The organism is Actinomadura rubrisoli (assembly GCF_004349215.1).
Taxonomy (GTDB): domain Bacteria; phylum Actinomycetota; class Actinomycetes; order Streptosporangiales; family Streptosporangiaceae; genus Spirillospora; species Spirillospora rubrisoli.
On sequence record NZ_SMKU01000043.1, the window covers coordinates 20,673 to 40,824 of the forward strand.

23 protein-coding genes, 2 tRNA genes and 1 other RNA gene are annotated in these 20,152 nt (G+C 71.0%); 16 read left to right on the top strand and 10 right to left on the bottom strand.

All coding sequences use genetic code 11. The features are described from left to right. Positions 1 to 23 precede the first annotated feature (23 nt). From E1298_RS11615 to dnaN, 3 genes are all read left to right on the top strand, one after another. The gene (locus E1298_RS11615; protein ID WP_131892213.1) at positions 24 to 1,496 is read left to right on the top strand and encodes an AlkA N-terminal domain-containing protein; all 1,473 of its coding nucleotides are present in this window, start codon (positions 24 to 26) and stop codon (positions 1,494 to 1,496) included. A 19-nt stretch (positions 1,497 to 1,515) separates the two neighbouring features. Next, complete coding sequence (locus E1298_RS11620; RefSeq protein WP_131892215.1) at positions 1,516 to 2,031, top strand: methylated-DNA--[protein]-cysteine S-methyltransferase; 516 nt, start codon at positions 1,516 to 1,518, stop codon at positions 2,029 to 2,031. 73 nt (positions 2,032 to 2,104) lie between these two features. After that, a complete protein-coding gene (dnaN, locus tag E1298_RS11625) occupies positions 2,105 to 3,271 on the top strand; it encodes a DNA polymerase III subunit beta (RefSeq protein WP_131892228.1) in 1,167 nt (388 codons plus the stop codon). Positions 3,272 to 3,547: 276 nt separating this feature from the next. Here the strand turns inward: dnaN and E1298_RS11635 are convergent, their stop codons facing one another. Beyond that, a complete protein-coding gene (locus E1298_RS11635) occupies positions 3,548 to 4,111 on the bottom strand; it encodes a helix-turn-helix domain-containing protein (RefSeq protein ID WP_131892232.1) in 564 nt (187 codons plus the stop codon). Positions 4,112 to 4,278: 167 nt separating this feature from the next. Between E1298_RS11635 and E1298_RS11640 the strand changes: the two genes are divergently transcribed. Beyond that, complete coding sequence (locus tag E1298_RS11640) at positions 4,279 to 4,944, top strand: B3/B4 domain-containing protein (protein ID WP_131892234.1); 666 nt, start codon at positions 4,279 to 4,281, stop codon at positions 4,942 to 4,944. Continuing rightward, on the top strand, positions 4,944 to 5,828 hold the full coding sequence (locus E1298_RS11645; RefSeq protein WP_131892236.1) for a DMT family transporter: 885 nt from the start codon (positions 4,944 to 4,946) through the stop codon (positions 5,826 to 5,828). The genes E1298_RS11640 and E1298_RS11645 overlap by 1 nt, the downstream gene beginning before the upstream one ends. Positions 5,829 to 5,876: 48 nt before the next feature. Here E1298_RS11645 and E1298_RS11650 read toward each other — a convergent pair. From E1298_RS11650 to E1298_RS11660, 3 genes are all read right to left on the bottom strand, one after another. Continuing rightward, a tRNA-Ser gene (locus tag E1298_RS11650) sits at positions 5,877 to 5,964 on the bottom strand. Positions 5,965 to 5,974: 10 nt separating this feature from the next. Continuing rightward, entirely contained in the window at positions 5,975 to 6,412 is a 438-nt protein-coding gene (tadA, locus tag E1298_RS11655) for a tRNA adenosine(34) deaminase TadA (protein WP_131892280.1), read from the bottom strand. Between the two features lie 352 nt (positions 6,413 to 6,764). After that, entirely contained in the window at positions 6,765 to 7,202 is a 438-nt protein-coding gene (locus tag E1298_RS11660) for a tRNA adenosine deaminase-associated protein (protein ID WP_131892238.1), read from the bottom strand. 179 nt (positions 7,203 to 7,381) lie between these two features. Between E1298_RS11660 and E1298_RS11665 the strand changes: the two genes are divergently transcribed. Beyond that, positions 7,382 to 8,689, top strand: coding sequence for an alkaline phosphatase family protein (locus tag E1298_RS11665; RefSeq protein ID WP_131892240.1), 1,308 nt, complete (start codon positions 7,382 to 7,384; stop codon positions 8,687 to 8,689). Between the two features lie 25 nt (positions 8,690 to 8,714). Here the strand turns inward: E1298_RS11665 and E1298_RS11670 are convergent, their stop codons facing one another. Next, positions 8,715 to 9,200 (bottom strand): tRNA adenosine deaminase-associated protein, encoded by a 486-nt coding sequence (locus E1298_RS11670; RefSeq protein WP_131892242.1) that lies wholly within the window; start codon positions 9,198 to 9,200, stop codon positions 8,715 to 8,717. 153 nt (positions 9,201 to 9,353) lie between these two features. Beyond that, positions 9,354 to 9,647 (bottom strand): hypothetical protein, encoded by a 294-nt coding sequence (locus E1298_RS11675; protein WP_165975424.1) that lies wholly within the window; start codon positions 9,645 to 9,647, stop codon positions 9,354 to 9,356. A gap of 84 nt (positions 9,648 to 9,731) precedes the next feature. Here E1298_RS11675 and upp point away from each other — a divergent pair, with 84 nt between their 5' ends. From upp to E1298_RS11710, 7 genes are all read left to right on the top strand, one after another. Further along, a complete protein-coding gene (upp, locus tag E1298_RS11680) occupies positions 9,732 to 10,370 on the top strand; it encodes a uracil phosphoribosyltransferase (protein ID WP_131892244.1) in 639 nt (212 codons plus the stop codon). 183 nt (positions 10,371 to 10,553) lie between these two features. Beyond that, positions 10,554 to 10,814, top strand: coding sequence for a hypothetical protein (locus tag E1298_RS11685; RefSeq protein ID WP_131892246.1), 261 nt, complete (start codon positions 10,554 to 10,556; stop codon positions 10,812 to 10,814). Positions 10,815 to 10,888: 74 nt separating this feature from the next. Further along, positions 10,889 to 11,086 carry a hypothetical protein gene (locus E1298_RS11690; protein WP_243725527.1) on the top strand — a complete coding sequence of 66 codons (198 nt, stop codon included), beginning with the start codon at positions 10,889 to 10,891 and terminating at the stop codon, positions 11,084 to 11,086. A 7-nt stretch (positions 11,087 to 11,093) separates the two neighbouring features. Next, a complete protein-coding gene (locus tag E1298_RS11695; protein ID WP_131892248.1) occupies positions 11,094 to 11,609 on the top strand; it encodes a PH domain-containing protein in 516 nt (171 codons plus the stop codon). A 507-nt stretch (positions 11,610 to 12,116) separates the two neighbouring features. After that, positions 12,117 to 13,610, top strand: coding sequence for a helix-turn-helix domain-containing protein (locus E1298_RS11700; protein ID WP_131892250.1), 1,494 nt, complete (start codon positions 12,117 to 12,119; stop codon positions 13,608 to 13,610). A 108-nt stretch (positions 13,611 to 13,718) separates the two neighbouring features. Continuing rightward, positions 13,719 to 14,429 carry a FadR/GntR family transcriptional regulator gene (locus E1298_RS11705; RefSeq protein WP_131892252.1) on the top strand — a complete coding sequence of 237 codons (711 nt, stop codon included), beginning with the start codon at positions 13,719 to 13,721 and terminating at the stop codon, positions 14,427 to 14,429. A gap of 530 nt (positions 14,430 to 14,959) precedes the next feature. Further along, a complete protein-coding gene (locus E1298_RS11710; protein WP_243725528.1) occupies positions 14,960 to 16,255 on the top strand; it encodes a CynX/NimT family MFS transporter in 1,296 nt (431 codons plus the stop codon). Positions 16,256 to 16,280: 25 nt separating this feature from the next. On the opposite strand, the gene E1298_RS11715 is transcribed toward E1298_RS11710, so the two are convergent. Further along, positions 16,281 to 16,592: a type II toxin-antitoxin system VapB family antitoxin gene (locus E1298_RS11715; RefSeq protein WP_131892256.1), complete on the bottom strand. Its 312-nt coding sequence runs from the start codon at positions 16,590 to 16,592 to the stop codon at positions 16,281 to 16,283. 82 nt (positions 16,593 to 16,674) lie between these two features. Continuing rightward, on the bottom strand, positions 16,675 to 16,983 hold the full coding sequence (locus E1298_RS11720) for a hypothetical protein (RefSeq protein ID WP_131892258.1): 309 nt from the start codon (positions 16,981 to 16,983) through the stop codon (positions 16,675 to 16,677). A gap of 843 nt (positions 16,984 to 17,826) precedes the next feature. Here E1298_RS11720 and E1298_RS11725 point away from each other — a divergent pair. Continuing rightward, positions 17,827 to 18,003, top strand: coding sequence for a DUF397 domain-containing protein (locus tag E1298_RS11725; RefSeq protein ID WP_341770620.1), 177 nt, complete (start codon positions 17,827 to 17,829; stop codon positions 18,001 to 18,003). A 221-nt stretch (positions 18,004 to 18,224) separates the two neighbouring features. Here the strand turns inward: E1298_RS11725 and E1298_RS11730 are convergent. Both E1298_RS11730 and E1298_RS11735 read right to left on the bottom strand, forming a co-directional pair. After that, positions 18,225 to 18,312, bottom strand: a tRNA-Ser gene (locus E1298_RS11730). A 10-nt stretch (positions 18,313 to 18,322) separates the two neighbouring features. Beyond that, on the bottom strand, positions 18,323 to 18,667 hold the full coding sequence (locus E1298_RS11735) for a DUF952 domain-containing protein (RefSeq protein WP_131892262.1): 345 nt from the start codon (positions 18,665 to 18,667) through the stop codon (positions 18,323 to 18,325). 60 nt (positions 18,668 to 18,727) lie between these two features. Here E1298_RS11735 and ffs point away from each other — a divergent pair. Together ffs and E1298_RS11745 are read left to right on the top strand one after the other, a co-directional pair. Continuing rightward, positions 18,728 to 18,823, top strand: an RNA gene (gene ffs / locus E1298_RS11740) — signal recognition particle sRNA small type. Positions 18,824 to 18,863: 40 nt separating this feature from the next. After that, a partial coding sequence (locus E1298_RS11745; protein WP_131892264.1) for a DNA polymerase III subunit gamma and tau occupies positions 18,864 to 20,152 on the top strand: 1,289 nt, incomplete at its 3' end.

The following is a 20,152-nucleotide window of genomic DNA, read 5'->3' on the forward strand; positions in this document are numbered from 1 at the left end:
TGACCATCGGTGATGCTGGAGGCATGCATGAGGACGTGGAAAGGTGCGTGCGGGCCGTCCAGTCGAAGGACGCGCGGTTCGACGGATGGTTCTTCACCGCGGTCGTGACCACCGGGATCTACTGCCGGCCGAGCTGCCCGGTCGTGCCGCCCAAGCCCGAGAACATGCGCTTCTACCCTAGCGCCGCCGCGGCGCAGCAGGCCGGATTCCGGGCCTGCAAGCGCTGCCGGCCCGACACCAGCCCCGGCTCCCCCGAATGGAACCACCGGGCGGACGTCGTCGCCCGCGCCATGCGGCTCATCGCCGACGGCGTCGTCGACCGCGAGGGCGTCCCCGGCCTCGCCGTACGGCTCGGCTACAGCACCCGCCAGATCGAACGGCAGCTCAACGCCGAGCTGGGCGCCGGCCCGCTCGCCCTGGCCCGTGCCCAGCGCGCGCAGACCGCGCGGCTGCTGATCGAGACCACGGCCCTCCCGATGGGGGACGTGGCGTTCGCGGCGGGCTTCGCGAGCATCCGCGCGTTCAACGAGACCGTCCGGAAAGTCTTCGCCCTCACCCCCAGCGAGTTGCGCGACCGCGTCGCCAAGGGCCACCCGCCCGCGGGCTCGGGATCGCTGTCGCTGCGGCTGCCGTTCCGGGCACCGCTCTGCCCGGACAACCTGTTCGGGCACCTGACCGCCACCGCCGTCCCCGGCGTCGAGGAGTGGCGGGACGGCGCGTTCCGCCGGACGATGCGGCTGCCCCACGGCCACGGCATCGCCACCCTGCGGCCCCGCCCCGACCACGTCGCCTGCACGCTCACGCTCAGCGACCTGCGCGACCTCACCATCGCCATCAGCCGCTGCCGCTGGATGCTCGACCTCGACGCCGACCCGGTCGCCGTGGACGACCTCCTGCGCGCCGACCCGGTCCTCGCCCCGCTGGTCGACAAGGCCCCTGGACGCCGCGTCCCGCGCACCGTGGACGCGCCGGAGTTCGCCGTCCGGGCCGTCCTGGGGCAGCAGGTGTCCACCGCCGCGGCCCGGACCCACGCGGCCCGCCTGGTCACGGCGTACGGCGACCCGATCGACGACCCAGGCGGCGGCCTGACGCACCTGTTCCCCACACCGTCCGCCCTGGCGGAACTGGACCCGCAGGCCCTCGCGTTCCCGCACACCAGGCGCACGACCCTCACCACCCTCGTGGCCACGCTCGCGTCCGGCGAGATCGACCTCGGCGTAGGGAGCGACTGGGAAGAGGCCCGCGCGCGCTTGGCCGACCTCCCCGGATTCGGGCCGTGGACCATCGAGACCATCGCGATGCGCGCCCTCGGCGACCCCGACGCGTTCATCCCGGGCGACCTTGGCATCCGCGGCGCCGCCCGGGCGCTCGACCTTCCCCCGACCCCAGCAGCCCTCACCCGCCGTGCCGCCGGATGGCGTCCCTGGCGCGCCTACGCCGTCCAGTACCTGTGGGCGACGGGCGATCACCCCATCAACCTCCTCCCCGCATCCTGACTGAGAAAGGATGACCCCCATGGAATCGACACATGTCGTCCTGGACAGCCCTGTAGGCGCCCTTACAGCGGTCGTCACCGACGGCGCTTTGTCCGGCCTCTACATGGAGATGCAACGGCACCGTCCGCCCCAAGAGACCTTCGGCGTTCCCGCCGAGGACCCGGGTGCCGGCCCCTTCGCCACCATCGCCGAACAACTCGCCGCGTACTTCGCCGGGGACCTGACCGAGTTCGACCTGCCGCTGAACCTCCGGGGCACGCCGTTCCAGCGCCGCGTCTGGTCGGCGCTCCAGGAGATCCCGTACGGCGAGACGACGACTTACGGCGAACTGGCGGTGGAGATCGGCAGCCCGTCCGCGTCCCGCGCCGTGGGCCTGGCCAACGGCCGCAACCCGGTCGGCGTCATCGTCCCCTGCCACCGCGTCGTCGGCTCGACCGGCGGCCTCACCGGCTACGGCGGCGGCCTGGAGCGCAAGCGCTACCTGCTCGACTTCGAGCGCAAGACCCGAGGCGCCACCGAACCGGCGCTGTTCTGACACTGTCAGGGGCATGGGTTAGCGTGCCTGCCAAGGCCGGAGAACGGGCCTGAGTCGAGGAAAGGCAGGCAAGGTGGAGTTCCGGGTCGACCGCCAGAAGCTCGCCGAGGCCGTGGCGTGGGCGGCGCGGACGTTGCCGGCACGTCCCGCGCTGCCCGTCCTCGCGGGCATGCTCATCGAGGTCACCGACCGGGGCGGGCTGACCCTCGCCGGGTTCGACTACGAGGTGTCCGCCCGCTCCGAGATCGAGGTCGAGGCGGCTTCGCCCGGCCGCGCCCTCGTCCCCGGGCGGCTCCTCGCCGAGATCGTCCGGAACCTCCCCGCGGAGCCCGTGGACGTCCTCACCAAGGGCGCGGAGGTCGTCGTCCGCTGCGGCCCCGCCGAGTTCGGGCTGCTCACCATGCCCGTCGAGGACTATCCCACCCTTCCCGTGCCGCCCGCCCGCGCCGGCACGATCCCCGGCGACCTGTTCGCCGCCGCCGTCGCCCAGGTCGTCCCGGCCGCCGGACGCGACGACACCCTGCCCATGCTCACCGGCGTCCGCCTCGACTTCGAGGGCGACACCATGTGGCTGGCCTGCACCGACCGCTACCGCATCGCCGCCCGCGAGCTCACCTGGTCGCCGTCCGACCCCGGCTTCACCGCGGGCGTCGTCGTCCCCGCCCGCACCCTCGCCGACACCGCCAAGGCCATCAGGCCGGGCGCCGAGGTCGCCATCGACCTCGCCGGCAGCGGCGGCGACACCCTCATCGGCGTCTCCGGCGGCGGCCGCAGCATGACCAGCCGCCTCCTGGACGACCAGTACATCAACTACAAGGCCCGTCTCACCGGCACGTGGTCCTCCATCGCCGAGATCCGCACCGCGCCCTTCATCGAGGCGATCAAGCGCGCCGCGCTCGTCACCGAGCGCGGCACCCCGATCCGGCTCGCCTTCACGGCCGACGAGGTCCGCGTCCGCGCCGCGTCCGGCGACGCCGCCCGCGCCAACGAGAGCCTCCCCGTCCAGCTCACCGGCGACGACGTCGACATCGCGTTCAGCCCCCAGTACCTCCTGGACGGCCTCGCCGGCATCGACACCCAGTACGCCCGCCTCGAATGCGCGGGCACCACCAAGGCGGCCCTGCTCACCGGCATCCCCGACCGCGAGGAAGGCGACGAGGCCCCAGAAGGCGAGGCACCCGACGACAAGTCCGACACCGGCTACCGCTACCTGGTCATGCCCGTCCGCCTCACCTCCTGACCCACCAAGCCCGCAGCCCCCTGACCCTCCCGGGTCGGGCCTCCCCGGTCTCCCGGCCCTCTGGCCCTACCGGGCCTTCCGGCCCTGCCGGGTCTCCCCGGTCTCCCCGGTCTCCCCGGTCTCCGGGGTCTCCGGGGTCTCCGGGGTCTCCGGGTCTCTCGGCCCTCTGGCCCTGCCGGGCCTCCTGGGTCTCCCGGCCTGCCAGCCTCCGGTCTTCCGGCCTTGGTTCGGGTTGTGGCGGGATCGGAGTGATCGCGGTCCAGGCCGCGGCCCGGGTCAGAGATCGAGGACTGCGAGGACGAACCGTACGTCGCGGTCACTCGCGTTCTCGTAGGAGTGGGGACGGTCGCCGACGAACACGGCCGCCGTTCCCTGCTCGACGACGTCCGTCCGGCCGTCCACGCCGAGAACCAGGGTGCCCTCCTCCACGTACACGATCTCCTTGGTCCCCGGGACGTGCGCGTCGCTCTCCCGGGTCTCCCCCGGGCGCAGCTCCCAGCGCCACAGCTCCAGCGAGGGACGCGGATCGCTGCCGGCCAGCAGCGTCCCCGTTCCGCCCTCGGGGCCCCGCCACAGGACGACGTGCCGCTCCGGCGGGAACATCCGCACCGGCGGCTCCTCCTCGACCTGCACCAGGCGGGTCAACGGCACGCCGAGCGCGTCCGAGATCCGGATGAGCGTGCCCAGGTTGGGGTTGCCGCGGCCCTGTTCCAGGCCGACCAGCACGCCCTTGCTGACCCCGGCCCGTCCGGCCAGCTCGTCCAGGCTCCACCCGTGCCCGGCGCGCAGGGCGCGGACGGTCCTCGCGACGGCCTCGCCGATCGCATCGTGCTCGCCCAAGCGTTCCTCCAGCTCGCGTGTCCGCCACGACGATTCCACCACGACTATCCGGGTGGCATGCTCGATCGCGGGGAGGGACGCGCGTCCGGCGAGAAGCCTCCCCTTCCGGTGGGCACGGTCGGTATGATGACCGTCGAGTGCATTAAAATGACCGAAGGAGATGGGGAATGCTGGAGCGGATCGTCGTCGACGAGGCCGTGCGGGCCCTGCGCCCCGACTTCGCCGTGCTCGTCCTCACCGCCGAGGGCCTGGAGAACGGCCCGAGCGACGACCAGTCGGCGGGCTGGCTGGCGTCGGCTGCCCACAGCGCCGACAGCGGTGACCCGCACGTGGAGTCCTGGCGTGCGGCATACCGGACGTTCGGCGCCAAACCCCAGCGGACCCGGCCGTCGGTGGACGCGCTGCTCCGGCGCGCGGACGCCCTCCCCGCCGTGAACAAGGTGGTCGACGCCTACAACGCGATCAGCGTCGCCTACGCCCTGCCGATCGGCGGCGAGGACCTCGACGCCTACCAGGGGCCCGCGCGGCTCGTCCGGGCGACGGGGGACGAGCCGTTCGACGTGATCGCCGGTGGCGAGCCCGCCGTCGAGCACCCGGCGGAGGGCGAGGTCGTCTGGCGGGACGACGCGGGCGTGACCTGCCGCCGCTGGAACTGGCGGCAGTGCGTCCGGACGCGGCTGACCGAGACCACGAAGAACGGCCTGTTCTTGCTGGAGCGCCTTGAGCCGTACCCGCTGGAGCGCCTGCGCGAGGCGGGCGACGCGCTCGCCGGGCGGCTCCGCGAGATCGCGCCGGACGTCCGGGTCCAGAGCCGCCTGATCGGCGGGCGGTAGTGGTCACGGTCCTCGCGCTGAGCGCCGCCCTGGCGTACGGCGTCGCCGACTTCCTCGGCGGCGCGGTGGCCCGGCGCTCGACGGCGCTCAAGGCGCTGGCCTGGTGCGTTCCGATGGGGCTGGCCGTCGTGCTGGTGGCCGCGCTGCTGGCGGGCGGCGGCTTCGGCTGGGCCGCGATGGCGTGGGGCTTCGGCGCCGGCCTCGCGGGCGGGACAGGCCTCATCACCTTCTACCGGGCGCTCGCGCGCGGACCGATGAGCGTGGTGGCACCGGTGTCCGCGCTGGCCGCAGCCGTCCTGCCGGTGGGCGTGGGCACGCTGCGCGGCGAACGGCTGGACGCGGCCGTCCTCGCCGGCGTCCTGCTGTGCCTGGTCGCGATCGGGCTGGTCAGCATGGAGAACGGCGGCGCCAAAGAGGGCACCGGTCCCGAGGCCGGCGGCCGGCGGCGCCTGCTCGACTCGGGCCCGCTGATGGCCGGGCTCTCCGGAGCCTGCTTCGGGATCTTCTTCGTCCTGCTCAAGTCCGCCGGGGACGACGCCGGACTCTGGCCGCTGGTCGCCGCCCGCGCGGGCAACCTTGTGATCGTGGTCGCGGCGCTGCTGGTCACGCTGCGGTTCCGCGGCGGTGAGAGCGGCCCCCGCGTGCCCGGACGGGCCCTGATCGGGCTGGCGCTGCTGTCCGGCGCCCTCGACGCCGGCGCGAACGGCCTCTACTTCATCGCCGTCCAGGACGGGATGCTCAGCCTCGCCGCCGTCCTCACGTCCCTCTATCCGGCGGTCACGGTGCTGCTGGCCAGGATCGCCTACAGCGAGCGGCTCCGGGTGGTCCAGCGCATCGGCATGGCCGTCGCCATCGCCGGAGTCGCGCTCGTCACCACCGGCTGACACCGATAAAGAAGGGCCGCGACCTGGTCCAGGTCTCGGCCCTTTCGGTGGCGGTGGTGGTGGGATTCGAACCCACGGAAGCTTGCACTTCACACGCTTTCGAGGCGTGCGCCCTCGTCCACTAGGCGACACCACCGCGGGGAAGCCTACCCGACTCTGCGGCGCGCGAAGAACTCGGTGAGCAGCGCGGCGCACTCGTCGGCCATCACCCCGGCGACGACCTCCGGCCGGTGGTTGAGACGGCGGTCACGGACGACGTCCCAGAGCGAACCGACGGCGCCTCCCTTGAGGTCGACGGCGCCGTACACGACCCGTCCCACGCGCGCCTGCACCGACGCTCCCGCGCACATCGTGCACGGTTCCAAGGTGACGACCAGGGTGCAGCCGGAGAGCCGCCAAGCGCCCAGCGTTGACGCGGCGTCCCGCATCGCGACCATCTCGGCATGCCCGGTCGGGTCGGCGGTGCGCTCCCGGTCGTTGTGCCCGGCACCGATGAGCTCGCCGGAACCGTCCAGCACGACGGCGCCGACCGGAACCTCACCGACGTCGAAGGCCCTCCGCGCCTCCTCCAGCGCCCGCCGCATAGCTGGAACGAACACGTCCTCAAACGCCCCGCGAACCCCCGCGTCGTCACCCTTGGAGGACGGTTCTGCTTCCGCGTCCTCTCCGCTCGCGAATGGTGGCTGAGTCTGCGCGCTGGCGCCGTCCTCCACCTGTGGCTGCGTCTTCGCGTCGTTGCCCCGCGCTTGCGCGTCATCTCCGTCTGCGGGTGGTGGCTGCGTCTCCGCGTTGGCGCCGTCCTTCACAAGTGGCTGCGTCTTCGCGTTGTTGTCGGAGGGCGGCTGGGGTTGCGCGTCGTCGCTGAGTTCGATTGGTGGCTGTGCTTTCGGGTTGCGACCCCCCGCCGGTGGGCGCGGAGTTGTGCGGGGGGTGTCCTCAGTCACGGAGGCGGTCGAATTCCTCGCCGAAGCCGGCGTGCTCGGCGACCGTGAGGAGGGCGTCGGCGGGCAGGGCCCGTTCGCCGAGGTCGCCGAGCTGCTCGGCGTCGAGGCCGAGGTCCTCCAGCAGGGCCGGGTCGCCGGCGGCGTCCCCGTCCGGGACCTCCCCGATGAGCTGGGTGAACAGAGAGCCGAGCCCGTCTTCGCGGACGGTCGACACGTACGCGCGGGGCTCGTCCTCCCCGTCCAGGCGCAGGACGGCGAACCAGTCGTCGTCCTGCTCGATGAGCAGCACCACCGGGTCGCCGTAGGACTCGACGGCCGCCTCGCGCATCAGGTCGGCGACGTCGTCCACGCCCTCGGCCTCGGCGAGCGCGGCCTCGGCGCCGACCCAGCCCTGCGGGGTCCGCGCGAAGACGGCGGCGAAGTACGACACCCGCCCATTTTGACATCCTCCCCAGGTCGGCGGGGGACTCCGGCCACCGCTTTTCCGTCCGTGCGGGGCTTTCGGTCATGAAGATATTTCGGGTTATGCCCTTCGTCCGTTGAGTGCCGTTCTTCCGCTCGTGTCGCAGGAGTCGTGATACTGCCCCATCGGCAGGCGGGAGGAGAGCCATGGGCGGCGAGGAACTGACCCGGCGCGGGTTCCTGGCGGGGACCGCGGGCGTCGCGGCGGTGGTCGCGGCGGGCGGCGGCGCTGAGGCGGGGGAGGGCGCCGTCGCGGCGCGGGCGCCGGTCGGGCCGCTTCCCGATCCCCGCGAGTCCGGGATCGACCACATCGTCGTCGTCATGATGGAGAACCGCTCGTTCGACCACTACCTGGGCTGGCTGCCCGGTGCCGACGGGCGCCAGGAGGGCCTCTCCTTCACCGACGCGCAGGGCATCGAGTACGCCACCCACCATCTGAAGGTCCCGCACGGCTGCGGCTTCCACGACCCCGATCACTCCTACGCGGGCGGACGCACCGAGTTCAACGGCGGCAAATGCGACGGATGGCTCCGCGCCGGACAGAACGACGTGTTCTCCATCGGCTACTTCAAGGGTCCCGACCTCGGCTTCCACGGGCACGCGGCACGTGACTGGACGGTCTGCGACCGTTACTTCCCGGCCGTCATGTCGTCCACGTTCCCCAACCGGATCTTCCAGCACGCCGCGCAGACCGACCGGATCTCCAACACCTTCGCGATCTCGGAGCTCACCACCATCTGGGACCGGCTGAAGGCCAAGGGCGTCCCGGCCCGCTACTACTTCAGCGACGTCCCGTTCACGGCGCTGTGGGGCGTCAAGCACCTCGACATCAGCCGGAACATCCAGGAGTTCCGCACCGACGCCCGCAACGGACGCCTGCCCGCGGTCAGCTTCGTCGAGCCGGGCTTCCTCGGGGAGCTGTTCCTGCCCGGTATGTCGGAGGACGAGCATCCGCTCGCCGACATCCGCTTCGGCCAGGCGTTCCTCAACGAGGTCTACACGGCGGTCGTCGACTCGCCCAACTGGGAGCGCACCCTCCTAGTGATCAACTACGACGAGTGGGGCGGGTTCTACGACCACGTCCCGCCGCCCGTCGGGCCCGACCCGCGTCCCGACCTCGACACCGGGCTGCGCGGTTTCCGCGTCCCGTGCCTGCTGATCTCGCCCCGGGCGCGCCGCGGCGCCATCGCGCACGAGGTGTACGACCACACCTCGATTCTGAAGGCGATCGAGTGGCGCTGGGGCCTCGCGCCGCTGACGGTCCGTGACGCCGCCGCCCGCAACATCGCCGAGGTGCTCGACTTCGCGTCCCCGATCGATGTGAACGCGCCGCGCTACACCGTCCGGCGTCCGATCAGCCTCGGCTGCCTGGATCCCGAGCACTCCCACACCGGGGACGACTGGGCCGAGCTCAACGCCTACGCCCTGCGCAACGGCTTCCCGCGCCGCCGCTGACGCGGTCAGCGGCTCGAAAGGAGGGTCAGCCGACGGCGTCGAGGGCGCGTTCGAAGGCGGGGGCGAAGCCGAGACGGCCGGCGATGCTGAGGAGCATCTCGTCGGGATACAGCTCAAGGTCGCCGGAGATGGCACCGAGCTCCATCTCGTCCAGGCCCAGGTCCGTGAAGATCGACATGTCGCCGACCGGGAGGACCTGGTCGAGTTCCTCGTCCTCGGGGATGGGGATGTCCAGGTAGTCGAGGACCTGGCCGGCGAGCGGCCAGTCGACCGAGGCCGTGACGTCCGACAGGAACAGCATGACCTCGTCGCCGAGCAGCCGGATCGCGACGAAGAAGTCGTCGCCCACCGAGACGAGGCCGACCGTGCCGCCGAGGCTCGGCTGCTGGCGCAGGGCATGGATGAGCCCTGCCAGGTCGCCGGTCAGCGCCACGGGGAGGATCTCGGCCTCCCAGCGGTCGTCTTCCCGGTACACCACGACGGCGAAGTCCGTCGCGTCCACATCCGTCATTTCCACCCCACCGGCGCGGTTCCTGCCAGGGCATGGTCGCAGATGCGGCGCGCCCTCGCGCGCCCCACCGTCAAACTCGGCGCCATACCCGTGTGTGAGGTGGGGAGTCAGCGCCGTTTTCGACGCCCGCGACACGAACCTACTGGATCAGCGTCAATTGATACGGAACGTCCGGCGGCGCAGCGCCGCGTGGATCCGCGCGCGTCGCGAGCGGTGCGGCGTCACCCGACGGCGCAGCTCACGGGCCTCGGCCAGCTCGCGGAGGAAGATCGCCCGGCGCCTGAGATGCTCGCGGACCTCCTCGGGGGAGACGTCCCGGTGCGGTGCGGGGCACGGCTCGGCGTCCAGGCCGGCTGTGACTTCGGTCACCGTCCGTTCAGGGGGGTCCGGTGCGGACTCGCGGGCCCGCTCCGGCACTATGGGCTGCCCATCGCTCTCGCTGCTCATACCGCCATACTGCCCAGCTCAGCGCCGTCCTATCCTGGTTCCCACGGGACTGGCGCGCCCTACCTGGTGGGCTACCGTGAGCGCATGCAGACCCTCGCCGTCGACCATCCGCTCGTGGCGCACAAGCTCACCACGCTGCGGGACGTGCGCACCGATTCGCCCACGTTCCGGCGTCTCGCCGACGAACTGGTCACCCTCCTGGCGTACGAGGCGACCCGCGATGTCCGCGTCGCCGAGGCCACGGTGCAGACTCCGCTGGTCCCGGCCCAGGGAGTCCAGTTGGCGAGTCCCAAGCCGCTGGTCGTGCCGATCCTGCGCGCGGGCCTCGGGATGCTGGACGGCATGACGCGGCTGCTGCCCACCGCCGAGGTCGGCTTCCTCGGCATGATCCGGGACGAGGGCACCCTGCAAGCCCAGACGTACGCGACGCGGCTCCCGGACGACCTGTCCGGCCGGCAGTGCTACGTCCTGGACCCCATGCTCGCGACGGGCGGGACGCTCGCGGCGGCCATCAGGCTGCTGTTCGACCGCGGCGCCGATGACGTCACCGCCCTCTGCCTGCTCGCCGCGCCCGAGGGCCTGAAGTACTTGGAGCGGGCGTTCGAGGACATCACGGCACCGATCCGGGTCGTCACGGCCGCGATCGACTCGCATCTCAACGAGCAGGGCTTCATCATGCCGGGCCTGGGCGACGCCGGAGACCGCCTCTACGGCGTCGTCTGACCCGTCTTCGCCGCCCCTGGGACCCTCAGACGAGGGGCCGGGGCGTGACTAAGCGCTAGATGTTCGTTCCAAGTGGCAAGGGGTAATAACCCGCTACGGAACGTCAGTGCGCGTTCCCCTCCACCGTCCCGGCACAGGGGACCGTTTCGGACCGGACGGTGCGAGCGAGTTCGAGGACACAAGATGGCTCACCAAGGGGACGGGGACCTGCCGCGCTACGCCGCGATCGGCGAGCGGCTCATCGAGGAGTTCGACGGGGTGCACGCATCCGAGACGGTGTCCAGGTGCGTGTCCGCGGCACGGTACGGAGCCGAAGAGGTCACGGGGTCGGCGCCGCCCGATCTCGTCGAGCGGATCGCGCGCAGGCATCTGGAGGTGCTCGCCGTCGTGGCGGCCGAAAAGCGGCGCCAGGCGCGGCGCTCCTCTCTCGACAACGCGCCATGAGCCGTGCTTTGCCGGTGGTGTGGGCTGTGCGAGACTGAACCGGGGTCTGTGGGACGACGCTCCGGGAGGCAGACGTGCCCGCCAGGAAGTACATGACGTGGGCCGCCAGGAAGTACAGGACGTGGATCGCCGCGGCCTTCGTGGCGTTCTATGTCATCACGCAGCCGGACGGGGCCGTCCGGCTGGTCGGCGATGCCGCCGGTGGCGCGGCCGACGGGCTGGCCTCCGCCGCGGGCTCCCTGACCGCCTTCGTCGACGCGCTCGGGTCCTGAGGCCGGGATGAGACTCGTCACCCCCGGCGACTCGGCACCGGCGTCGGTGAACAAGTACCTGCTGCCGCACGAGAACCAGGTCATCACCGTGCGGCGGCACCCTGCCGTGCTGATGGTGCCGGTCGGGCTCGTCCTCGGCGGCCTGATCGTCGCGGGCGTGCTGAGCAACATGGCCACGGTCGTCTCGTGGATCTGGTGGGGATGGCTGATCCTGCTGGCCTGGTTCGTCTGGCGTGTCGCCGAGTGGTCCGTCGACTACTTCGTGATCACCAACCAGCGCATGCTGCTGACCACGGGCCTCATCACCCGCAAGGTCGCGATGATGCCGCTGGCCAAGGTCACCGACATGAGCTTCAAGCGGACGATCGCCGGCCGGATGCTCGGCTACGGCGAGTTCGTCCTGGAATCCGCCGGCCAGGACCAGGCGCTCTCGACCGTCGAGTACCTCCCCTACCCCGAGCAGCTGTATCTGGAAGTCTGCGAAATGATCTTCCCGAACAAGAACCCTTCCGCGGACGACTGACGCGGACCGGCGGGAGACAGGTGCGAAGCGGCGTCGCGGCGACACTGGACGAGACCGTGACGCTACCCGGCGAAGCCGACACGCCACCGGACGAGGCCGCGGCGACACCGGAGCAAGCCGTCACGCGCGGGCCCGATAACGGCGTCGGACGAGGTCAGGACGCCCTTGCGCGGGGTAGGGACACGGCATGGGGACAGGGGGCCAAAATCTGGGTTTCGGCGATCTTGCGCGGAACGTCGGATACGGTCGGAGACGACAGGCGTCGCGATCGCCGGCAGAACCGGCGGCCCGCCGGCCCGTCCAGGACGATGGGAGCAGCGTCCGGACGGCGGCCAGGCCGCGGGGAACGGGCCAGGGGCCGCCCGAACGGGTGTTTTGCGGCGTTCGTACCACCGGTCGTAGGGGGGGACGGGCAGGCCGCTTCATTACTCTCGATGTGCGATTACCCGCAATGTGCAATCATGTCGGCACCCCAGCCGCCTGTTTACTTCCGCTAAGTGAGTCCACATGCCGGGTCCAGGCAACGTCGGCGAACGTGTCCGCAACCTGCGGCTGACCAGACGCTTGTCGCAGGCACAGCTCGCCGGTCACGACCTTTCTGACAGCTACATCTCATTGATCGAGTCCGGCAAGCGGACTCCGACGCCGACCGTTCTGCGCATGCTGGCCGAGCGCCTCGGCTGCACCCCGGAGTACTTGGCCGAGGGAGTGGAGCCGGAGCAGCGCGCCCATCTTGAGGTCCGGGAGCGCCATGCCCACCTCGCGCTGCTGGGCGGCGACCCCGCGACGGCCGAGGCGGGCTTCGACGAGGTGATCGCCCGCAGCGACGATCCCGACCTGACGGCGCGCGCCCGCTGGGGCCGCGCCCGCGCTCTGGAGGAACTCGGCAGGACGGACCACGCGATCGCGCTCTTCGAGGAACTGCGCGAGCAGGCCGAACGCGACCCGGGACGGGCCAGCTGGCTGCCGCCGGTGATCGCGCTCGCCCGCTGCTACCACTCCGTCGGCGACCTCGGCCAGGCCATCGCCCTCGGTGAGCGCGCCCTGGAGCGGTTGCGGCGGCTCGGGCTCGGCGTCGGCCAGGAGCACACCGAGGTAGGCCGCGTCCTGCTGCTCGCCTATGTGGATCGCTCCGACCCCGTCCGCGCCCACGAGATCGGACGGCGCCTGCTGTTCCCGGACGAGTCCGGCGAGGCGGAGTCCACGTCCATCGCCTACCAGCGCGCGAGCATGCGCGCGCTGGACGAGGGCACGATCGGCGATTCGCTGTACTTCGCCGACCAGGCCCTGGCAGCTCGTACAGACACCACACCGGTACAGGGACGCGCACGCCTGCACCTTGCGGCCGCCAAGGCGCTGCTCAGGGGCGTCATGCCGTTCTCGGAGGCCACCCCGTCCCCGCTGCCGGGCGGAACCGTCGGCGCGGTGCCCGCGTCCGGCGAGTTCACCGCCACCGGCGCGCCAGGCGCCGAACGGCCGCGCGTCGAAGGATCCCACCAGGCCGCGCAGGAGGCCCTGGAACTGCTCAAGGAGACGTCCGTCCTTGTAGGGGCCGAAGCCACTGAGAGCACCATCGCCAGGGCGCGCGCGCTGGTGCTGACCAGTGAGCTGGAAGAGGCGATCGGCGAACTGGAACAGTTCCTCGACACCGGGATGGCCCTCGCGGACCCGACCGGCACCCATCCCGTGACGCCGCATCCGGGCAACGACCTGGCCGCACGTACTCAGAAGTCCGTCCTGGCCCGTCTCGTCCTGGCCCGAGCCCGGGTCGCGCAGGGGGACCTCGCGGCGGCCCAGGTCGTCCTGCGTGCGGCGTCGGAGCAACTGTGCACCTTGCCCGCCGGACGCCCCGCAGCCCATCTCTACCGCGAACTGGGCGAGCTCTTCGAGCTCGTCCAAGACAGCGACAGCGCGGCGACCGCCTACCGCCAGGCGCTGGAGGCCGCCGGCCTGCGCGCCGCGCGAGCGCAAGAAGCGAACTGCGACCTCGGCCGCGTCTGACAGCCCGGGGTGTGGAATAAAACCACACCCCGGCTTGTCGTACCGTCCAGACATGGGATGATTGGCTGACCGGACGTTATGTCCCGGCCCGTAGCCCAAGGGGGAAGCTTGACTCTGCGCACCGCTCGCCGGTCGTCGCTGGTCGACCAGGTGATCGACCAGCTCAGGAGCGAGATCACCGCAGGGGTCTGGCCGGTCGGCGCGAAGATCCCCCCGGAACCCGTCCTCTCGGAGACCCTGGGGGTCGGCCGCAACACCGTCCGCGAGGCCGTCCGGGCTCTCACGCACGCCGGGATCCTCGACAGCCGTCAGGGCGACGGCACCTACGTCCGCGCCACGAGCGAGCTGTCCAGCGCCGTCCGGCGGCGGCTGGAGACGGCCGAGCTCATCGAGATCCTCGAAGTCAGGCGCGGCCTGGAGGTGGAGGCGGCCAGACTCGCCGCGAGGCGCCGCACCGCCTCCGACGTCGCGGCGATCGCCGAGGCCCTCGAACACCGGAACGCGGTGCTGGCCGAGGGCGACCGCACCGCCTTCGTCGAAGCCGACCTCGCCTTCCACATCACCGTCGTCGAGGCCACCCACAACCAGGTGCTCACCGACCTCTACCACGACTTCAGCGCCGCACTGAGAGCGAGCATCGGCGCCGCCGGCGCCCTCCTGGAACACGCCGCCGTCCCCCACGCCCCCATCGCCGCCGCCATCGAAGCCGGCGACGCGACAGCCGCCGCCCTAGCCACCCACGCCTGCCTCGACCAAATCATCGTCGTATTCAATTCAATCCCGGCGCAGGGCGGCTTCCCCAGCAACTCGCCGCCTTGACCGTGCCCGGCCGCAAGCGCAGATGCGCTCGCGCCCAGGGGCTCGCCTGGCGGCTGTGTTCCTTGCAATCCCGGCCCAGGGCCTCGCCTGGCGGCTCGCCTCCTGACCGTGCTTGTGCGAGACGCGCATCGCTTCGCGATCTTCCCGGTGAGGCTCGCCTTCGGCCTTGCCTCACCGGTCAGGGCCCGCGCTCGCGCGACGGCCGGCCCAACCTGAACAGGTTCTGGCCACGCAGTGCCTTCCGGCTCGTCGTTGTCATCGCGTCGCTCATGACAGGGGCGGGTCCGGCCGAGGTATGCGAGTGGCCCACATAGACGGCGACCAAGGGGCCGCGGTGAAAGGAGAGTGCCGGTCATGGCCGGGTCGCCAACTCCCGCCCGGCGGGCCGGCTCGGGCCGTCTTCGCGTGACTGGTCTACCACCCAGGCAGAGGCCGGTACTTGGGGCCGGTACTTGGGACGAGTGCCGGGTGCCGGTTTGAAGATCTATATCCGATACGACGCGCCGTGATGGCGCATGACGAAGGGTGAAATGAACTCCTCGGCAATGTCCTCCGCTCCGCGTGTCTCCCGCGCCACGGCCGTCTGGTCGTTCGTCGGCCTGGTACTGCTGACGATCAACCTGCGGGCCGCCATCACCGGGGTCTCGCCGGTGCTCGGCGATCTGCGGGACGCGCTCGGGCTGTCCGGAGTGCAGGTGAGCGTCCTGACCACGCTTCCGGTGCTGTGCCTGGGCGCGTTCGCCTCGCTGGCCCCGGTGATCGCGCGGCGGCTCGGCACGGAGGTCGCCATCGCCGGGTCCCTCGTGCTGATCACGCTGGGGATCGTGGTGCGGATCGTCCCGGTCCGTCCGGCGCTGTTCTTTGGAACGATCCTCGCGGGTGCCGGGATCGCGATGGGCAACGTTCTCATGCCCGCGGTCATCAAGCGGGTCTTCCCGGACCGGCTCGGCTCGCTGACGGGTCTGGCGATGATGCTCATGGCCGCCAGCGGCGCCGTCGCGGCCGGTCTCGCCGTTCCCCTGGACGACGCGGGCGGCTGGCGGCTGGCCCTGGCCGTGTGGGCCGTCCCGTCGCTGATCGCCGCGCTCGTGTGGGGGCCGCTGGCCCTGCGCGGCCGCCGCCAGGCGCCTGTCCCCGCCACGGCCCCGCCGACCGCCGTCCCGAAGGACGAGGGTTCGCTGCTCCGTTCCTCCGTGGCCTGGTACGTCTCGGTGTTCATGGGCCTGGCCTCGCTGATGTTCTACGTCCTGCTGTCGTGGCTACCGGAGATCATGCGGGACGCCGGGTACGCGCCCGCGACCGCCGGGATGATGGTCTCGACCATGCTGATCGTCGGCATTCCGCTGGGCTTCTTCGTCCCGGTGTTCGCCGCCCGGCTGCGTGACCAGCGCGGGGTCGTCGCCGCGGTCGCCGTCACCATGGTGGTCGGTATCGGCGGCCTGCTCCTCGCGCCTGCGGCGGGCTGGGTGTGGGTGCTGACTCTCGGCCTCGGGACGGGCAGCGCGTTCCCGCTGGCCTACACGCTGCTGAGCCTGCGTTCACCGAGCCCGTCGGCCGCCGCGCGCCTGTCCGGTATGGCGCAGACCGGGGGCTATATCCTCGCCGGGTTCGGTCCGCTCGCCGTCGGTGTCCTGCACAGCGCCACGGGCGGCTGGGACGTGTCGCTCGTCCTGCTGCTCGCGCTGGTCGTCCCGGAGCTGGTCTTCGGCCTGCTGGCCGCGCGTCCGGGGTTCGTCCGGCTCGGCCCTGCCCGTCCGGAGGGCCGGTTCGAGCAGCCGATCGAGCGCGAGGACCTCGCCGCCCCCGAATCCGCCAGGGCCCGCTGAGAGCCGCCCTTCACGGCGCCGAAGGTCAGCCGTTCATGTCCACGGCGTCGAGGTCCAGGACGCGGGCGTGCAGGACGAGCCGCTGGTGCAGCGCGGCGCGGAGGGCGCGGTGCAGGCCGTCCTCCAGGTAGAGCTCGCCCTTCCACTGGACGACGTGGGGGAACAGGTCGCCGTAGAACGTGGAGTCCTTGGCGAGGAGCGACTGGAGGTCCAGCTCCCGCTTCGTGCTGACGAGCTGGTCGAGGCGGACCTGGCGAGGCGGGATCTTGGCCCAGTCCCGGGACGAGAGGCCGTGCTCGGGATAGGGCCTTCCTTCGCCCACCGCCTTGAAGATCACGCCATGAGTCTACGGCGTCGGATGGGGCCAGAGAAGCGGCGCAACTGATCGGGTCACCTGACTCATCCCGGCTGGTAAACCACTAACGTCGCTGCTCGGAGATGTCGTGAGTTAGCACCTGCGCCGGCATGTGCGGCCGCCGCCGGGACGGGCCGTCCGCCGACATGCCCCGAGCCGCCGAAACATGGTCGGCGGATCGCTCCTGGAGCGGGAACCTGTATTCGATGCCATCGATGAAGGCTTCACGATCTCCAACGGAAGTAGGTTTCACATCGAGTGACGGGGGCCGATTGTATAGATCGTTGGAGGCGAGCTCGTGCTTGTGGAGCTCCGCTTCGTCCTCGATGTACACGCTGCTGTTACGCAGCTCAACGTAGACGACGTCGGTCACCAGGGGTGCGGATAGCCGAGCACCGCCGGACGCAGGTGCCAACCATGAAGGTAGAACTTAAATACCTCGCCCTGACCGCCTCGCGGCTGTCTGGAGAAGCCTGTCGAAGACTGTGCGATTCTTGTCCTCAGGCGTAGTCGCCATTGAATTCTCTAGAAGAGCTCCACCACCTACCTTTGTCGACGTTGCACGTCATGGGGAGGAACTGCTCGCGCCACTCGTCCACGACTTCGTAGTAGTTTACGGAGGGCGGTCAACCTCATGGCTGCGATGGCCGTTTCGCGCTTGTCCATGAGAACGGCGCGGATTCAGCGCGGCACTGGACGCGGCGGCCCGGGGCCTGCTCGGCCCGGCCGGAACCGGCCCCGGCCTGATCTCGCGCCGACTCGACCCAGACGTCCTCCGGCGTGCCCCCGGCCTGTCCGCCCCGTCCGCCCGATGGCTCGGTCCACAAGGCCGGAACCCCCGTATTCCCCCGGCGCCGACGAACAAAAGATCAGCTGCGCCGCACATTACCGTACCCCCGCAATGCCAACGGCCGCCGCTTAATCCGCCCGAGAAGTCTTGCCTTATGGGCAGGTGCGGGATAGAACACGACTGAGGGACGCTGACAACGGTCGAGGACCGATATGTCCCGCCATCGCCATGTCCGCCGTGCTTTCAGGGGGATAGCGCGTCCCGGTGCCGGGCCAGTTTCCCCGAACGCCGGTCCTGTCGTGGTCTACCTGCTCCCTCTCCCTTGGGCGCCGATTGTGGTCCAAGCGTCCGAAGCATTTTCGAGTCCGGCTTCACCGAGCCGGGAAGCGAGAGGGGTGCAGGATGCCGACATCTGGTTGGTCTCACGTGGCATGGCGCAAGAGCGCCCGCAGTAACGGCAAGGGCAACTGCGTCGAGGTGGCGGCGGCCAGGTCCGTCGTCGCGGTCCGGGACTCCAAAGACACCGCCGGCCCGATGCTCACCTTCGATCTGAATGAGTGGCGCACCTTCGTCGGCATCATCAAGACGGATACCCCGTCCTGAACCCTCGGCTCAGGGAGCCGCAGGGGGAGCGCCGCGCAGGACGGTGAGCGCGTCCGTCGACCCACGGGGTGCGGCCGCCGCGTCGCACTCCGACGGGTCGACGGGTTCGAGGCGTGCGGTGGTCTCGTGTCAGGTCGTCCAGACTCTGGCGGAGGCGCTCCTCGGCAAGGACCAACCCCAAGCACTGAGGGCGGCACCCCAAGGACGCCGCCCTCTCCGTCTGGCGGAGGATGCGAGATTCGAACTCGCGAGCGCTTGCACGCAACACGCTTTCCAAGCGTGCGCCCTAGGCCACTAGGCGAATCCTCCACCGGAAAGCCTACCGGGTCTCGGGGACCGGGCGGACCTCAATAACGGCGGGGATCGGGATGGGGCCGTAGACGTGGGGGAACAGCTCGTCTCCGGCGGGCTCGTAGCGGACGGGCGCGTCCAGACGGCCTGTGTCGATGACCAGCAGGGCCAAGGTCGTCCGGTCGACGCCCGTGTAGAAGCGGTCGAGTACGCCCTCCACCTGCGCCGTGTCGGACGAGCAGTGGATGAAGCCCTCTTCGTCCAGCGTCCGGCCGAGCGTCGACATGGTGTACGACACACCGGCGTCCCGGGCGGATTCCCAGTGGTGCCGTTCGGCGATGTGCAGGAGCGTCTCGTGCCGGGGAGCGGGCATGCGGCGAGCCTAACGCGGGCAACCGTGCCAACCCTCGACCGCGTATGCCATAGACTTTGGGCAGACCCCTCGCACGGCGTCACCCTGTGAACCTCCCCAGGGCCGGAAGGCAGCAAGGATAAGCGGGCTCTGGCGGGTGTGCGGGGGGTCCTTTTCGCTTCTGACGCTCTGCTTCTCGAGGGAGGGCGGACCCCCGATGAGTCTGGCTCTGTACCGCAAGTACCGGCCAGCGACGTTCGCCGAGCTCAAGGGGCAGGAGCACGTCGCCGAGCCCCTCCAGCAGGCGCTGCGCAACGGCCGGATCAACCACGCGTACCTGTTCAGCGGTCCGCGCGGCTGTGGCAAGACCTCCAGCGCCCGCATCCTGGCCCGCTCGCTGAACTGCGAGGAGGGGCCGACGCCCGACCCGTGCGGCAAGTGCGACTCCTGCGTCGCGCTCGGGCCGGCGGGCAGCGGGCACATCGATGTCATCGAGATCGACGCGGCCTCGCACGGTGGCGTGGACGATGCCCGCGACCTGCGCGAGCGCGCGTTCTTCGCCCCGGTCTCGGCGCGCTTCAAGGTGTACATCATCGACGAGGCGCACATGGTGACCCGCGAGGGCTTCAACGCGCTGCTCAAGCTCGTCGAGGAGCCGCCGCCGCACCTGAAGTTCGTGTTCGCGACCACCGAGCCCGAGAAGGTCATCGGGACGATCCGGTCCCGGACCCACCACTATCCGTTCCGGTTGATCCCGCCCAGTGTCCTGCAAGACCTCGTCGAGGAGATCCTTCAGGCCGAGAACGTCCCTTATGAGGCTTCCGCCCTGCCGCTGGCGGTGCGGGCGGGCGCCGGCTCCGCCCGCGACACGCTGTCGATCCTCGACCAGATGCTCGCCGGGTCCGACGAGCAGGGCATCACCTACGCGCGGGCCGTCTCGCTGCTCGGCTACACCGACTCGGCGCTGCTGGACGAGGTCATCGCGGCGTTCGCGGCCCGTGACGGCGCGGCCGTCTTCGCGGCGATCGACCGCGTGGTCGAGAGCGGCCAGGACCCGCGCCGCTTCACCGCCGACCTGCTGGAACGCGTCCGCGACCTGGTGATTCTGTCGAACGTGCCGGAGGCCGGCGGGTCCGGGCTGCTGAACGTCCCGTCGGACGAGCTGGAGCAGATGCGCCGCCAGGCGTCCTCGCTCGGTCCGGGGGAGCTCACGCGCGCCGCCGACCTGCTGCACACCGGGCTCACCGAGATGCGCGGCGCCACGTCCCCGCGGCTGCTGCTGGAGCTGATCTGCGCGCGGATCCTGCTGCCCGCGGCGTACGAGGACGAGTCCTCACTGTTCGCGCGCCTCGACCGCCTGGAACGCCAAGCCTCCCAGGGCGGATTCCAGGAGTCCGGCGGCATGGCGCAGGCGTTCGCAGCCGGGCCCCCGGCCGGGAACGACCGTCCAGAACCGCCTGCGCAGGCACCCGGCCGTCCCCCGGCGGCCGGGTGCCTGCGCAGGCG

Bases quoted from the DNA above. Each gene is read 5' to 3' on its own strand.
- E1298_RS11615 (WP_131892213.1), top strand. From the start codon at position 24: ATGCATGAGGACGTGGAAAGGTGCGTGCGGGCCGTCCAGTCGAAGGAC.
- E1298_RS11620 (WP_131892215.1), top strand. From the start codon at position 1,516: ATGGAATCGACACATGTCGTCCTGGACAGCCCTGTAGGCGCCCTTACA.
- E1298_RS11640 (WP_131892234.1), top strand. From the start codon at position 4,279: ATGCTGGAGCGGATCGTCGTCGACGAGGCCGTGCGGGCCCTGCGCCCC.
- tadA (WP_131892280.1), bottom strand. From the start codon at position 6,412: ATGCGGCGGGCGCTGGAGGAGGCGCGGAGGGCCTTCGACGTCGGTGAG.
- E1298_RS11665 (WP_131892240.1), top strand. From the start codon at position 7,382: ATGGGCGGCGAGGAACTGACCCGGCGCGGGTTCCTGGCGGGGACCGCG.
- E1298_RS11670 (WP_131892242.1), bottom strand. From the start codon at position 9,200: ATGACGGATGTGGACGCGACGGACTTCGCCGTCGTGGTGTACCGGGAA.
- E1298_RS11675 (WP_165975424.1), bottom strand. From the start codon at position 9,647: ATGAGCAGCGAGAGCGATGGGCAGCCCATAGTGCCGGAGCGGGCCCGC.
- upp (WP_131892244.1), top strand. From the start codon at position 9,732: ATGCAGACCCTCGCCGTCGACCATCCGCTCGTGGCGCACAAGCTCACC.
- E1298_RS11685 (WP_131892246.1), top strand. From the start codon at position 10,554: ATGGCTCACCAAGGGGACGGGGACCTGCCGCGCTACGCCGCGATCGGC.
- E1298_RS11695 (WP_131892248.1), top strand. From the start codon at position 11,094: ATGAGACTCGTCACCCCCGGCGACTCGGCACCGGCGTCGGTGAACAAG.
- E1298_RS11700 (WP_131892250.1), top strand. From the start codon at position 12,117: ATGCCGGGTCCAGGCAACGTCGGCGAACGTGTCCGCAACCTGCGGCTG.
- E1298_RS11710 (WP_243725528.1), top strand. From the start codon at position 14,960: ATGAACTCCTCGGCAATGTCCTCCGCTCCGCGTGTCTCCCGCGCCACG.
- E1298_RS11735 (WP_131892262.1), bottom strand. From the start codon at position 18,667: ATGCCCGCTCCCCGGCACGAGACGCTCCTGCACATCGCCGAACGGCAC.